At 60.4% G+C, this 13,325-nt stretch carries 14 protein-coding genes and 1 riboswitch; of the genes, 11 read left to right on the top strand and 3 right to left on the bottom strand.

Annotated elements, in window-relative coordinates:
- Positions 1-44: 44 nt before the first annotated feature.
- Entirely contained in the window at positions 45-653 is a 609-nt protein-coding gene (locus tag LVD10_RS04905; protein WP_237062117.1) for an SPOR domain-containing protein, read from the top strand.
- A gap of 72 nt (positions 654-725) precedes the next feature.
- On the opposite strand, the gene LVD10_RS04900 is transcribed toward LVD10_RS04905, so the two are convergent.
- Positions 726-965 carry a DUF2798 domain-containing protein gene (locus LVD10_RS04900; protein WP_232940164.1) on the bottom strand — a complete coding sequence of 80 codons (240 nt, stop codon included), beginning with the start codon at positions 963-965 and terminating at the stop codon, positions 726-728.
- Positions 966-1,322: 357 nt separating this feature from the next.
- Between LVD10_RS04900 and hslV the strand changes: the two genes are divergently transcribed.
- The 5 genes from hslV to LVD10_RS04875 all read left to right on the top strand — a co-directional run bounded on the left by hslV (position 1,323) and on the right by LVD10_RS04875 (position 6,124).
- On the top strand, positions 1,323-1,862 hold the full coding sequence (gene hslV / locus LVD10_RS04895) for an ATP-dependent protease subunit HslV (RefSeq protein WP_232940163.1): 540 nt from the start codon (positions 1,323-1,325) through the stop codon (positions 1,860-1,862).
- 164 nt (positions 1,863-2,026) lie between these two features.
- The gene (gene hslU, locus LVD10_RS04890; RefSeq protein ID WP_237062115.1) at positions 2,027-3,352 is read left to right on the top strand and encodes an ATP-dependent protease ATPase subunit HslU; all 1,326 of its coding nucleotides are present in this window, start codon (positions 2,027-2,029) and stop codon (positions 3,350-3,352) included.
- Between the two features lies 1 nt (position 3,353).
- A complete protein-coding gene (locus LVD10_RS04885) occupies positions 3,354-3,728 on the top strand; it encodes a gamma-butyrobetaine hydroxylase family protein (RefSeq protein WP_237062113.1) in 375 nt (124 codons plus the stop codon).
- A 218-nt stretch (positions 3,729-3,946) separates the two neighbouring features.
- Positions 3,947-5,521, top strand: coding sequence for an alkaline phosphatase (locus LVD10_RS04880; protein WP_237062111.1), 1,575 nt, complete (start codon positions 3,947-3,949; stop codon positions 5,519-5,521).
- Positions 5,522-5,935: 414 nt separating this feature from the next.
- A complete protein-coding gene (locus tag LVD10_RS04875) occupies positions 5,936-6,124 on the top strand; it encodes a hypothetical protein (RefSeq protein ID WP_232940156.1) in 189 nt (62 codons plus the stop codon).
- Positions 6,125-6,558: 434 nt separating this feature from the next.
- On the opposite strand, the gene LVD10_RS04870 is transcribed toward LVD10_RS04875, so the two are convergent.
- The gene (locus tag LVD10_RS04870) at positions 6,559-6,885 is read right to left on the bottom strand and encodes a cupin domain-containing protein (protein ID WP_232940155.1); all 327 of its coding nucleotides are present in this window, start codon (positions 6,883-6,885) and stop codon (positions 6,559-6,561) included.
- A 127-nt stretch (positions 6,886-7,012) separates the two neighbouring features.
- Positions 7,013-7,128: riboswitch (TPP riboswitch) on the top strand.
- Between the two features lie 58 nt (positions 7,129-7,186).
- On the opposite strand from LVD10_RS04870, the gene LVD10_RS04865 reads away from it, so the two are divergent.
- From LVD10_RS04865 to LVD10_RS04850, 4 genes are all read left to right on the top strand, one after another.
- The gene (locus LVD10_RS04865; protein WP_237062109.1) at positions 7,187-9,343 is read left to right on the top strand and encodes a TonB-dependent receptor; all 2,157 of its coding nucleotides are present in this window, start codon (positions 7,187-7,189) and stop codon (positions 9,341-9,343) included.
- Positions 9,344-9,421: 78 nt separating this feature from the next.
- The gene (locus tag LVD10_RS04860) at positions 9,422-9,697 is read left to right on the top strand and encodes a hypothetical protein (protein ID WP_232940153.1); all 276 of its coding nucleotides are present in this window, start codon (positions 9,422-9,424) and stop codon (positions 9,695-9,697) included.
- Entirely contained in the window at positions 9,690-10,373 is a 684-nt protein-coding gene (pnuC, locus tag LVD10_RS04855; RefSeq protein ID WP_232940152.1) for a nicotinamide riboside transporter PnuC, read from the top strand. Before LVD10_RS04860 ends, pnuC begins: the two co-directional genes overlap by 8 nt.
- Before the next feature lie 9 nt (positions 10,374-10,382).
- Positions 10,383-11,294: a choline kinase family protein gene (locus tag LVD10_RS04850; protein ID WP_232940151.1), complete on the top strand. Its 912-nt coding sequence runs from the start codon at positions 10,383-10,385 to the stop codon at positions 11,292-11,294.
- Positions 11,295-11,311: 17 nt separating this feature from the next.
- Here the strand turns inward: LVD10_RS04850 and LVD10_RS04845 are convergent, their stop codons facing one another.
- On the bottom strand, positions 11,312-11,749 hold the full coding sequence (locus LVD10_RS04845; RefSeq protein WP_232940149.1) for a hypothetical protein: 438 nt from the start codon (positions 11,747-11,749) through the stop codon (positions 11,312-11,314).
- A gap of 376 nt (positions 11,750-12,125) precedes the next feature.
- Here LVD10_RS04845 and LVD10_RS04840 point away from each other — a divergent pair, with 376 nt between their 5' ends.
- Positions 12,126-13,307, top strand: a complete 1,182-nt coding sequence (locus LVD10_RS04840; RefSeq protein ID WP_255701179.1) for an acyltransferase family protein — start codon at positions 12,126-12,128, stop codon at positions 13,305-13,307.
- The last annotated feature ends 18 nt before the right edge of the window (positions 13,308-13,325 follow it).

Below are 13,325 nucleotides of genomic sequence, written 5' to 3'. Positions count from 1 at the left end.
ACAATTTGACGCAAGCCACACCGATAAAAAGGAACTGAACCGAGATGAGCCGCCGCAACGCCAGCCGTCGCAACAGCCCCGCCAGCAAGCCCGCCTGGGTCTGGTTTGTCCTGGGCAACTTTGTCGGCGGGTTCGCGGTGTTCCTGATTTTCCTCAACGGGCTCGATAACGACCGCGCCGGCAGCGGTGCCGCGCGCCAGCAGGCGCCGCAATCGGAACAGGCGGAAGATGACGGCCGCTCACCGAAGTTCGATTTCTATACGCTGCTGAAGGAAAACGAGGTGGCGGTCCCGCCGCCGAAAACCAAGAAGCTGATCCGCCCGGACCGTGCACCCAGCGCCGATGACAGCGAGAGTGAGCCCCCGCGGGAGATAGCCGTACGGGACGAGCGCCCTGCCGCGGAGCCGGAGCTGGTGTATATCCTGCAGGCCGCGTCGTTCCGCGACGCCAGCGAGGCCGACAGGCTGCGCGCGCAGCTGGCCCTCTCCAACCTGGATGTGAAGGTGGAAACCGCCACCGACAGCCGCGGGACCTGGCACCGCGTCCTCATCGGCCCCTACCAGAGCCGTTCGCGGGTCGCCAAGGCGCGCGAGATTCTCGCCGAGCACGAGCTGATGCCGCTGGTCCTGAAACGCGCGCCCAAGTCAGGCTGATCGCGGCGGGCCCTGTCCCGCGACATCTGCTGTTTCTTTTATCTTCTGACGCCTTTCCCGGCCCGGGGCCTGTTACAGGTCCCGGTGCCTGACCAGCTTGCGGGTCAGCCAGTGGGCCAGCGGTGCGATAAACGACACCAGCGGAAAAGCCACCGCCCACGCCACCAGGAAGGCGCGCAGCCAGCGCAATACGAAGCCAGTATCCATCCCGGTATTGATAAAAGTGATGATCCCCGACATCAGCAGCGACATCATGCACGACATGAAGAGCGCAAAGACCGGGGTATAGAGACGTGGCGGCAGGTTGGGCACAGCGGGAACCTCTGGATAACTTCGTGGCCAATCTGGCCTTCAGGGCGGATTGCAACCAGGACGGGATCTCGCGGCCATGTCGAGATCTTTCAATCGGCTGTAGCGCGGCCGGTGGAATGCCCTGCAAGCCCTGCAAACCCGGTGCGGGGTCATCCAGCGCTTCCCGGGCGCCGCTGGCAGCGTGGCCGCATTTTAACCGCCCCGTATTGAAAAATCCCACCAATGACCACACTTACCACTGAGCAATGAATATCCCCCGTAGGAGCGGCCCATGGCCGCGACCAGGTCCGGGAAATCCCGGTAGTCGCGGCCGCCGGCCGCTCCTGCGACCAGAACCCCGGATTCAAGAGGTCCCCCTTGGAACAATATCGCGGAACCACCATTCTCTCCGTTCGCCGCAATGGCAAGGTCGTTATCGGCGGCGACGGCCAGGTGTCCATGGGCAACACCGTCATGAAAGGCAATGCGCGCAAGGTGCGCCGCCTGTACAAGGACAAGGTGATCGCGGGCTTTGCCGGCGGCACCGCCGACGCCTTCACCCTGTTCGAGCGCTTCGAGGCCAAGCTGGAGGCCCACGGCGGCCAGCTGACCCGCGCCGCGGTGGAGCTGGCCAAGGACTGGCGCACCGATCGCGCCCTGCGCCGGCTCGAGGCCCTGCTGGCGGTGGCGGACGAGACTGCCAGCCTGATCGTTACCGGCAACGGCGACGTGATCCAGCCGGAGGACGACCTGATCGCCATCGGTTCCGGCGGCCCGTTTGCCCAGTCCGCCGCCCGCGCGCTGCTGGACAATACCGACCTGGATGCCCGCACCATCGTCGAGCAGGGCCTGAAGATCGCCGGTGATATCTGTGTCTACACCAACCAGAATCACACCATCGAAGAACTGGATTATTAAGCGCTGCGCCATTTCGCCCGAATGGCTCGGATAACGCCTGCTGCGGCCCATGTCCGCACCGGGCCCCCCGCCAGGCCGATAACGGGTGTTATAGGCCGGCATGCGGGCCGGCCATGGCCCGCAAGGCAAGTAGCGGAACCATTACAGAATTTGCAGGAATCCCAATGTCCCAATCCCAGATGACCCCCCGTGAAATCGTCCATGAACTGGACCGCCATATCGTCGGCCAGAAAGAGGCCAAGCGCGCCGTGGCCATCGCCCTGCGCAACCGCTGGCGCCGTATGCAGGTGGCGGAGGAGCTGCGCCCGGAAATCACCCCGAAGAATATCCTCATGATCGGCCCCACCGGTGTGGGCAAGACCGAGATCGCCCGCCGCCTGGCCAGGCTGGCCGGCGCACCCTTTATCAAGGTGGAGGCCACCAAGTTTACCGAGGTGGGCTATGTGGGCCGCGATGTCGAGTCCATCGTCCGCGACCTGGTGGAAATGGCGGTCAAGCTCGAGCGCGAGAAAGCCATGGAAGCCGTGCAGCAGCGCGCCATGGATGCCGCCGAGGATCGTGTCCTCGATGCCCTGCTGCCCCCGGCGCGCAGCACTGACCCTGCTGAACGGGGCGATAACAGCACCCGCCAGATGTTTCGCAAGAAACTGCGCGAAGGCCAGCTGGACGAGAAAGAGATTGAGGTGGAGGTTTCCGCTGCGCCCATGGGGGTGGAGATCATGGCGCCCCCGGGCATGGAGGAAATGACCAACCAGTTGCAGGGCATGTTCTCGAATATGTCCCAGGGCAAGACCAAGAAGCGCAAGCTGACCGTCAAGCAGGCGATGAAGCAGCTGACGGACGAGGAAGCCGCCCGCCTGGTCAACGACGAGGACATCAAGAACCGCGCCATCGAGGCGGCGGAACAGAACGGCATCGTGTTCCTGGACGAGATCGACAAGGTGGCCAAGCGCCAGGAGAGCGGTGGTGCGGATGTTTCCCGCGAGGGTGTGCAGCGCGACCTGTTGCCACTGATCGAGGGCAGCACCATCACCACCAAGCACGGCATGATCCGCACCGATCATATCCTGTTTATCGCCTCGGGCGCCTTCCACCTGTCGAAGCCGTCCGACCTGATCCCGGAATTGCAGGGCCGCCTGCCGATTCGCGTGGAACTGGATTCGCTGACCTCTGCCGATTTCCAGCGCATCCTCACCGAGCCGTCCGCTTCGCTCACCGAGCAGCAGAAGGCACTGCTGGCCACCGAGGGCCTGGACCTGGAATTTACCGAAGACGGTATCCAGCGAATCGCCGAGGTGGCCTTCCAGGTCAACGAGACCACGGAAAATATCGGTGCGCGGCGTCTGCACACGGTGCTCGAGCGACTGCTGGAGGAAATCTCCTTCGACGCCGGCGATGCCGGCAAGACGGTCACCATCGATGCCGCTTACGTCGACAGCCAGCTGGGTGAGCTGAGCCAGGACGAAGACCTGTCGCGGTTTATCCTCTGACATGAAGCCCACCCGTATCCGCCTCAACCGCGGAGAAAACAGCCTGCAGCTGGTGTACCCCGACCGGGAGTACACCCTGCCGGCCGAGTACCTGCGGGTTTACTCCCCCAGTGCCGAAGTGCGTGGCCATGGTCCCGGTGAGGGCGTGCTGGTGCACGGCAAAATCCATGTGGGCATCGATACCGTGGAAGCCGCAGGACGCTATGCCCTCAAGCTGGTATTCAGCGATGGCCATGACAGTGGCATCTACACCTGGGATTACCTGCGCGAGCTGTGCGAACAGCACGACACCTACTGGCGCGATTATCTCGAGCGCCTCCAGGCGGCGGGCAAGGGCCGCGACCCGGACGAGAGCGTGGTGAAGTTTATCCCCTGACCCTCCCTGCCCCGCAAACCCGTGCACAGCACTGCCGGAGGGACGGCGGCTGGCGGCTGCGGACCGGACCGCGGCGCAGCTTCAACAAACTGTCACGCGCATGCCGGCGCGAGTGTGGCACAATTTGCCACCAGGCTCCTGCCTGCGTCGCGCCGTTCTGGCAGTACTGTCCGCGCGCGGCCGACACCCTGAATAACCAGATAAGAGCAGTCCGCCCCATGCGAAACCCGATTGCCCCGCTGGCACTGGCCGGCACCCTGATACTGTCTGGCAGCGCATTTGCCAAACCCGTCCTGCCCGAGGCGCAGCGCGACAGCAGCTGGTTTACCGAGGGCCAGGCGAACCTGGAGAAATCCGCCGCGCAGCCGATCAATAACAAACCCGGGGCAGCGAAAAATATCATCCTGTTCGTGGGCGACGGCATGGGTATCTCCACGGTCACCGCCGCACGGATCCTGGCCGGCCAGCAGCAGGGTATGAGCGGTGAGGAATACCGGCTCAGTTTCGAGGAAATGCCCTTCTCCGGCCTGATCAAGACCTACAACACCAACCAGCAGACCCCGGATTCGGCCGGCACCATGAGCGCCATCATGACCGGCGTGAAAACCCGTGCCGGCATGTTCGGTGTGACCGGCGACGTGCCCCGGGGCGACTGCGCCGCCAGCCGCGGTCGCGAGCTGGTTACCGCCCTGGAACTGGCCGAGGGACTGGGCAAGCGCACTGGCGTGGTAAGCACGGCGCGCATCACCCACGCCACCCCGGCGGCCACCTACGCCAAGGCCGCCGAGCGCGGCTGGGAATACAGTGCACCGGAAGGCTGTCGCGATATCGCCGCGCAGCTGGTGGAATTCCCCTACGGTGACGGTATCGATGTGGTGCTGGGCGGCGGGCGGCGCGCGTTCCTGCCGAAAGAGGTTACCGACCTGGAAAGTGAGCCGGGCCGGCGCGAGGATGGCCGCAACCTGGTGCAGGAATGGCAGCAGCGCTACGCGGGAAAAAGTAACCGGGATAGCAAAGCCAGCGCCGCCGTGTACGTGGAGGACCGCAAGGCGTTTGTGGATGTGGACCCGGCGGCCACCGGCAAACTGCTGGGCCTGTTTGAGCCCTCGCATATGCGCTACGAGGCGAACCGCCCGCAAGACACTGCGAGCGAACCCTCCCTGTCAGAGATGACAGGCAAGGCGCTGGCGATGCTGGAGAGGGGCAAAGACGGTTACTTCCTGATGGTGGAGGGCGGTCGAATCGACCACGGCCACCACGCCGGCAGCGCCCACAACGCACTCACCGATGCGGTGGAATTCGCCCGGGCGGTGTGGGTGGCCATGGACAATACCGATCCGGAAGACACCCTGATAATCGTAACCGCCGACCACAGCCATGTATTCACCATGGCCGGCTACCCTACCCGCGGCAATCCCATCCTGGGCAAGGTGGTCGGCAATGACAGCCGCGGTGAACCGGAGTCGGAACCGAAACTGGCCGATGATGGCAAGCCCTACACCACCCTGGGCTATGCCAATGGACGCGGCTTTGCCGCGCTGGGGGATGAGACCGATGCGGATGTCCGTTACGGCCTGCCCGCCAGCAACGGGCGCAGGGACCTGGCCGAAGTGGACACCACCGCACCGGGCTTCCACCAGGAAGCACTGGTACCCACCGAAGCCGAGACCCACGGTGGCGAGGACGTGGGTATCTGGGCCCGCGGCCCCGGCGCGCACCTGCTGTCCGGTACCCGTGAGCAGAGCTATATCTTCCATGTAATGGCCCGGTCGGGTGGTTTACTGGCCGATTGATCCGGCAACTTATAATAGAGGTAGAGGCCTCGCTAATAACTTTGTTAGCGAGGCTTACTATGAATGCTCCAGGTGTAAGAATAAGTTGTAAGCGCCGCCTGTAGACTGGATTGAAACTATCTCTGCGGGGAAGATTTATAAAAATAAAATTAGTTGATTATTAGCCGGCTGAAATAGATCTTATTTTAAATATTTACCACATCCAAGCATTATTCACTCGATAGTAAATGTCATCTTTGATTTGATTTTAATCTGGCGTATTTTTTTATTGTTCTACATCGGCACGCAGGATAGTGTTTTCAGGCGCTTGATGAATTAGCGCTGAGTTCAATTGTAACTACTAATCAAGGGCGAGCACCAAATGAAGTAGCGCATTACGGGCTCACATATGGTTGACATCCCAGGGAGAAAATAATGCGTGAGCTAAATCTTCAGGAAATGAAAAATGTAAATGGTGGTTTTTATCAGGCTCTACTACCGGTGGCTGTTGGTTTCGCAACCAGGTTTGTGACGAGTAAGTTAGCGAAGCATTTCATTGGTAATTTTTCACTGTCCTACGGAACCTATCAGGCAGCAGTGGGCTTGGATTCCAGGGTTCGCTAAACCAAAGTAAACTAACAGGAGTTGGAGCCGGCTTGGTAGAAAAAACTTTAGCCATCCAGGCCGGCTTTAAAATCCTATTGTGTTTGACAATGAAAAAATATCGAAAGTGCCCTCAATGTAAAACATGCAGTATTGATGTTGGACTCTTGGAGGATGGTACCTACTGCGAAGCTTGTGGTTGTGCTGTTGTAACAAGCGTATTCTACTCATCTGCCCTGAGTATCAGCATGGCCCTTCTTATCTCCATATGCATGAACCAGGGCCAGGTTGCTGCAGGACTCTTAGTCTTGTTGGCCCTGGCTATCAGGGTTTTTTTCCTGGACAAAATCGATGCGCGGATTATGCCAATCAGTAAAATTTAGTATCGACAGGATATGGCTATCTGGTTTGTGAAGTCGAAAGCCATTCCGGGAACCCGTTCTGCATTTAAAGGCCTAAGTCACAGGGTAAAAAACCGCCAGCCACACCGTCTGGCAATCCGGGTTCGTCCAGCTGACCCGGTGGCGCACGCGGGCGGGGATATCCAGGTAATCCCCCTCGCCCAGCACCACCTCGCGGCCGTCGGCAAAGGCGATGCGGCCACTGCCCCGCAGCACCATTACCCATTCGCCCTCTTCCTGGTCGTACCACTCCCCGGGTGGGGTAACCTGGCCCCGGGAGACAATCCGCTCGATTCGCACCGGGCCGCTTGCCAGCACCTCCTCAAACACCTCCGCGTCGAGCGCATCCGGTAGCTGCGTGAAAAAATTGCCGGGTTTCATGGGGGGCTCCAGGGTTTCAATGTGGTTTTCCGTCGTGTGCCAGCTGCCTGGCTGCAATGGTCAGCAGGGAAGCTACAGGCGCCCTGCCCAATTACTAACCAGCATGACTTCTGTTATGATCGCGCCCGCAACACCTTAGGGGTGGCTTCGGCCTGAGATGCGCGGTGATCGAAAGACACCACAGCGCGAACCCTTGAACCTGATCCGGTTAATACCGGCGTAGGAATAGGTAAGTCCAAGAATAGCCTCCTCACGTCGCAGCCCGGGTCTCTTTCACTTCAGCTTTTGCCGAGAGAGAACCATGAATCGCCCATCCAGAATAAGACCCATCGCCCTCTCAGTCGCAATGCCAGTCGCGCTGGCCGGCAGCCTGTCCGCCCTGCCAGCGGCCGCGACCGAATCCGGCACCCGGGACCTGGAAGAGGTCATCGTCACCAGCCAGCTGCGCGACACCAGCCAGCTCGACCTGGCGGCCAGTGCCAGTGTGCTGGACAGTGCCACCATCGGCGCCCGCGGCGCGGGTAACCTGGACCAGCTGCTCAACCTGGCTCCCAACGTCAACTTTGCCGCCGGTGCGTCCCGGGGCCGCTTTATCCAGATTCGCGGTATCGGCGAGCGCAGCCAGTTTATCGACCCGGTGAACCCGTCCGTGGGCCTGATCATCGACGGCATCGATTTTACCGGCCTGGGGCTGGCCGCCAGCACCCTGGATATGGGCCAGGTGGAGATCCTGCGCGGGCCGCAGGGCACGGTCTACGGCGCCAACGCCCTGGCCGGCCTGGTCACCATGACCAGCAATGCGCCCACAGACACGCCCATGGCAGAGGTCTCCGCAGAGGTGGCCGAATACAATGGCCGCACCCTGTCTGCGGTGGGCAGCGGTGCACTGACCGACAGGCTGAGCTATCGCCTGGCCGCCCGCAACCAGCAGTCGGACGGTTACATCGATAACGGCTACCTGGGCCGGGAAGACACCAACAATATCGATGAGTCGATCCTGCGCAGCAAGCTCCGCTACCAGGCCAGCGACGACCTGCAGCTGGATATCACCGCGCTCTATATCGACGTGGACAACGGCTACGACGCCTTCTCGCTGTACAACACCCGCGAGACCCTGTCGGACCAGCCCGGCTGGGACCGCCAGGAGACCCTGGCCGGTTCACTGGTTGCCCGCTGGTCCGGCAGTGACCTGTTTACCCTGGAGTCCACCGTCAGCGTGGCCAGCTCGGATACCGAGTACGGCTACGATGAAGACTGGACCTATGTGGGCTTTCACCCGTGGGAATACAGCTCCACCGACAATTACCTGCGCGACCGCAACAACCTGAGTGCAGACCTGCGCCTGCTGTCCACTGAACAGACAGCACTGTTCAATGGCCGCAGCAGCTGGGTGGCCGGGATCTACCTGCGCGATGAAAGCGAGGACCTGCAGCGCAACCAGGCCTTTACCAGCCAGTTTGAAACCGCCAACCAGGCCCTGTACGGGCAGTTGCGCACCAGCCTGGGCGAGACTCTCGCGCTGGTGACCGGCCTGCGCCTCGAGCAGCGGGAGGCGGATTACACCGATTCACTGGCGGTTGATGCCGGCAATAACGAAAACCTCTGGGGTGGGGATATCACCCTGGAATACCGCGGTATTGCCGATACCCTGGTCTACGGCACTGTCTCCCGTGGCTATAAGGCCGGCGGCGTCAACGGCCGGATCATTTCGGCCTCCGCCACCAACCCGGATATCGGCCGCGATGCCTTCGAGTTCGACACCGAGCAACTACTCAACTACGAACTGGGGATCAAGGGCGCCTGGCTGGACAACCGCCTGCAGGCGCAACTGGCCGCCTTCTACCAGGATCGCAGTGACGTACAGGCCAAGCAGTCGGTGTTCGACCCCGCGGATTTCTCCTTCGACGATTTTCTTACCAACGCTGCTGGCGGGGCAACCACCGGCCTCGAAGTGGAACTGGATTACCGCGCTACAGAAGCCCTGCGCTTCTTTGCCTCGGCGGGCTGGCTGAACGCCGAGTTCGAGGGTTTCGAGAGCACGTCCCATGTGGATGCCCGGGATGACTACAATGGCCTGGCACTGGCGCCGGTAAACCTGGACGGGCGGGATGTGGCCCATGCGCCCAATTACCAGTTCTTCACCGGTACCGAACTGTCATTGACCGAAAACCTGCTGCTGCGGCTGGAGCTGGAGGGCAAAGACGCCTTCTATTTCTCCAACAGCCACAACGAGAAGTCCATCGCCTACGAACTCGTAAACGCGCGCCTGACCTATCGCGGCGATAGCTGGGAGGCCTCACTGTGGGGCCGCAACCTGGCGGACGAGGACTATTACACCCGGGGCTTCTACTTCAGCAACCAGTTCGGCAACAACCCGGCCAATGGCTATGCGCCGGAAGCCTACTACCAGTATGGCGAGCCACGGGTTGCGGGCATTTCCGGTACCTATACGTTTTAAGATTTACCCACCTTTTTTAAAGTTTACGGGCGGCTTCTGCCGCCCATGATTCCGGACCAGGGGTCCCGGAGGCAACCTATGAACATTTCCGTCGAGATCAGCAAGTATCCGTTGAAGGACGAGTACATTCCCGCCATCCAGGACTTTATCGACCGGCTCAACCAGCACCCGGACCTGCGGGTTATCACCAACACCATGAGTACCCAGGTGTTCGGTGACTACGATCTGGTGATGGATACCCTGAAGCAGGAAATGCGCGCGTCCTACGAAAAATTCGGGCGCGCTATTTTTGTATGCAAGTTTATCGACGGCGACCTGGCTCCCACTGAGAAAATGGGTGAACGGGATGCCTGACCACGATATCAGCAGCGCCATTGCTGCCTCACTGGCGGCAATGTCCCTGTGGGAAATCGCCGCGGTGATACTGGCGCTGGCCTACCTGCTGCTGGCCATGCGGGAAAAAATCAGCTGCTGGTATGCCGCCTTTGCCAGCACAGCGATTTACCTGTTCCTGTTCTGGGATGTCAGCCTGTTGATGGAATCCGCGCTACAGGTCTTCTACCTGGTGATGGCTGTCTACGGCTGGTGGCAGTGGCAGCACCACCGCGATCGCCAGCAGGACCTGCACATCCACCGCTGGTCGCTGCGGCGCCACCTGCTGGCCATCGCGGCAGTGGGCGCCCTGACTCTGGTGTTCGGTTATACCCTGCAGGCCAACACCAGTGCCGCACTGCCCTACCTGGATTCCTTTACCACCTGGGGTGCGGTGCTCACCACCTTTATGGTGACCCGCAAGGTGCTGGAAAACTGGCTCTACTGGATCGTGGTGGATGGGGCCTCCATCTACCTGTACCTGGACCGGGAGCTGTACCTCACGGCGTTGCTGTTCCTGGTGTATGTAATCCTGGTGGTGATCGGCTTCTTCCAGTGGCTGGCGATTTACCGGCGGGAACAAACTACCGGCCGGCACGGCAAAGAGCAGGTGCAGGCCGCGCAGCCTGGCTTCAATCCTGTAATGCCCGAACGGTAAGGCGCCTCCGTGACCGAAAGCACCGGGCCATTGGCAGACGTTATCCCCGCTGACTGGGCACGCTGGAGCAGCGTCCCGCCCAGGGTGATCAGGCCGCTGGCGGGCGGCCTGACAAACCGCAGTTACCTGCTGGCGGCCGGCAATGACAGGCTGGTGTTGCGGAAAAACTCCCCCATCAGCGACGCCCTCGACCTGGATCGCCAGGCCGAGGCCGCGGCCATGGGCAATGCCGATCGTGCCGGCCTCTGCGCCCCGCTGGTCCACTGCGACCCGGGGCACCGGTACATGGTCACCCGCTTTGTCGAGGGGCAGCCCTGGCGGAGAGACAGCAATGGCGCATTGCAACAGCTGGCCGACCTGCTGCGCGGCATTCACCAGCTGCCCACTATCGACGCCACCCTGGATATCGAAGAAAAAGTAGCGAGCTACTGGCAATCAATCGACCAGCAGGCAGGTTTCCACCCAGACTTGCGCACGCTGGATGCTGAAATGCACAGGCACATTGAAGCGGTGCGCCCATTGGCTGATGACCTTCGCCTTTGCCACAACGACCTGTCCACTGCGAATCTCATTACCGAACCCGGCGGCAGGCTCTATGCCATCGACTGGGAATACGCGGCAATGGGTGACCCCTTTTACGATCTTGCTGTGATTGTCGATGAGCATTCCCTCGACGATGCGCAGCAACATCGACTAATTGAAGCCTATCTTGAGCGGCCGCTGAAATCACTGGACTTGAAAAAACTGGCGCACTGGCGGGTGATTTACGGCTATCTTGCCGTGCTCTGGTACGCGGTCCAGGCCTGTGCTGAAGGCGGGATTGATTCAGGCACCAATTCGGCTGTAGCCGGTAGAGCCCGAAAACTGTCTGCCCTTAGCAATATTGTCTGGAGTAATAACTCTATTCCAGGTGACCAATAACGCCCGGCACAGTTTATCTATTCTTCCCGGGATCTGTTCTTGCACCACGCATAGTAAGCGCGGGATTCCGTACCGATATACATGCTGCCCACAAAAATGATCAACAGGGAGCTTGCAGCCACGGCTACTCCCGGAATGTCATTGCTGCTCCCAAAATAAATCAGCCATATGACAGCTGCCAAAACCGTAAAGCTTGAAGTTGCCCTGAAAAGGTAGTGATCGAAAGCGAGTAAGAGTGCGGCGATAATAAATCCCACCGGAATTGCCAGAAGCGATGCAGCGAGCCATGAATCCGTATTTGCAGCTGCCAGTACTCCGCCAAAGATTGCCAACAGGAACTGCAGGAATTCCCAGGCAGCCAGTAATTTCGGCTTGCGAATAAGGTGCATGGGCAGCATTCCGGCCCATGGGTAATTATCTCCACCGCGAGTGAAATTACGAAAATGAATCTTCATGGATAGTTACGATCAGTTTTGTTGGCAGATAACTGGAGCAGGGCGAGCCAGACACTGCAATGATTGTAACTGCCCTTCGGTTTGCTGGCGATTCCTTGCCGGGCAAGCCCGGATTACCACCAGCTCCTATGGGGCCAGCGAGGGTTTAGTGCGTAAACGGATATGCACGCCCTCTGGTCGTGATTGAGTCCCCTCCTGCCGCGATAACATAGACCCGCTCCTGACCGACAGGATACCTTCAGTGAAGTTTATCCGCGCCAGTGCGCAGATATCCGAGCATGGAAAATTCGACAAGAAGTTAATAGCCAACAATGCCGGCCTCCAGCAGCCGGGCCTGCTCCAGTGCTCTGTAGCAGAAAGTTACTGCGGACCCAGTATGGAAACAACAACGACAACTCCCATATCGACGCTCGGTGACACACCGGTAAGTGAAGGGAAAAGGATTATCGCACTAGACGCTCTGCGCGGCCTTGCCGTTATGGGGATGATCCTGGTAGTGAGCCCCGGCTCCTGGGGCCATCGCCTGCCCATGCTCGATCATGCGCCCTGGCACGGTTACACCCTGGCCGACCTGGTGTTCCCGGCGTTTCTCTTCGCCGTGGGTGCCGCTATGGCTCTGGGATTTCCCAGTGACCGGCCGATCGGCCAGCACGCAGGAAGGGTAGGCCGCCGCACCCTGTCGCTGATCGGGCTGGGTCTTCTGCTGAACCTGTTGCCCAGTTTCGATTTCGCCAGCCTGCGCATTCCCGGCGTGTTGCAGCGGATAGGCCTGTGCTACGCGATTGCAGCGATAATCATGCTGTCGACAGCGAAACGGGTGAACAGCGTTCGAATCCTGAATGTCAAAGGCCTGGTGCTGGCAACCCTTGCCTTACTGATTGGCTGGGTCCTTGTGCTGTCCTTTACCTCGGCACCGGGTTACCCGGCGGGATCGGTCACCCCGGCAGGAACATTGGCCGCATGGGTGGATCGCCAGGTCTTCACGGTGGCGCACCTGTGGCCCTACGGCACCAACGCAGCCGGTGAGGTGGTGTATGACCCGGAAGGGCTGCTGTCGAGTCTCCCCGCCACCGCGAATGTCCTGATCGGAGCGACATTCGCGCACTGGCTTGGTCGGGCACCCTCAGGCAGGCAGCTGAAACTGGGCATAGCGGCAGGTTTTGCGCTGGTTTGCATCGGCCACTTGCTGGACCCGCTCTTTGTCATCAACAAGCGGATCTGGACCTCCAGCTTCGCGATCGTATCCAGTGGCTGGGCGGCGATGGCTTACTGTTTTTTGTTCCCCGCACTGCAGGCCGCGGCGGGCCGGAAAATACTGCAGCCTGTGCTGGTCCTCGGCAGCAACGCTATTCTCGCTTTTATCCTCTCCCAGGTTTTCCTGGCCTATTCGGGCACCCCGATTGGCGGCACCAGCCCGCAGAGCTTTGGATTCCAGGTGGCATCGTCTGTGGTCGGCAGTCCGTGGGCGGCGTCATTACTCTGTGCCTTCGGCATACTCGCCATAGTCACGCTGTTGGTATGGCCGCTAAACCGGCAGGGAATTTTCCTCAGGCTATAAGCCTGCGCGATGGGAGGC

Origin of the sequence: Microbulbifer zhoushanensis, from assembly GCF_021729055.1 — a bacterium.
Classification (GTDB): domain Bacteria; phylum Pseudomonadota; class Gammaproteobacteria; order Pseudomonadales; family Cellvibrionaceae; genus Microbulbifer; species Microbulbifer zhoushanensis.
Note: the sequence above shows the minus strand (reverse complement) of the source record. Positions and strands in the feature narration are given on the sequence as shown.

What these genes read in the sequence shown, in the direction of transcription:
- LVD10_RS04905 (WP_237062117.1), top strand. Translation starts at nt 45, where the DNA reads ATGAGCCGCCGCAACGCCAGCCGTCGCAACAGCCCCGCCAGCAAGCCC.
- hslU (WP_237062115.1), top strand. Translation starts at nt 2,027, where the DNA reads ATGTCCCAATCCCAGATGACCCCCCGTGAAATCGTCCATGAACTGGAC.
- LVD10_RS04885 (WP_237062113.1), top strand. Translation starts at nt 3,354, where the DNA reads ATGAAGCCCACCCGTATCCGCCTCAACCGCGGAGAAAACAGCCTGCAG.
- LVD10_RS04880 (WP_237062111.1), top strand. Translation starts at nt 3,947, where the DNA reads ATGCGAAACCCGATTGCCCCGCTGGCACTGGCCGGCACCCTGATACTG.
- LVD10_RS04875 (WP_232940156.1), top strand. Translation starts at nt 5,936, where the DNA reads ATGCGTGAGCTAAATCTTCAGGAAATGAAAAATGTAAATGGTGGTTTT.
- LVD10_RS04870 (WP_232940155.1), bottom strand. Translation starts at nt 6,885, where the DNA reads ATGAAACCCGGCAATTTTTTCACGCAGCTACCGGATGCGCTCGACGCG.
- LVD10_RS04865 (WP_237062109.1), top strand. Translation starts at nt 7,187, where the DNA reads ATGAATCGCCCATCCAGAATAAGACCCATCGCCCTCTCAGTCGCAATG.
- LVD10_RS04860 (WP_232940153.1), top strand. Translation starts at nt 9,422, where the DNA reads ATGAACATTTCCGTCGAGATCAGCAAGTATCCGTTGAAGGACGAGTAC.
- pnuC (WP_232940152.1), top strand. Translation starts at nt 9,690, where the DNA reads ATGCCTGACCACGATATCAGCAGCGCCATTGCTGCCTCACTGGCGGCA.
- LVD10_RS04845 (WP_232940149.1), bottom strand. Translation starts at nt 11,749, where the DNA reads ATGAAGATTCATTTTCGTAATTTCACTCGCGGTGGAGATAATTACCCA.
- LVD10_RS04840 (WP_255701179.1), top strand. Translation starts at nt 12,126, where the DNA reads ATGGAAACAACAACGACAACTCCCATATCGACGCTCGGTGACACACCG.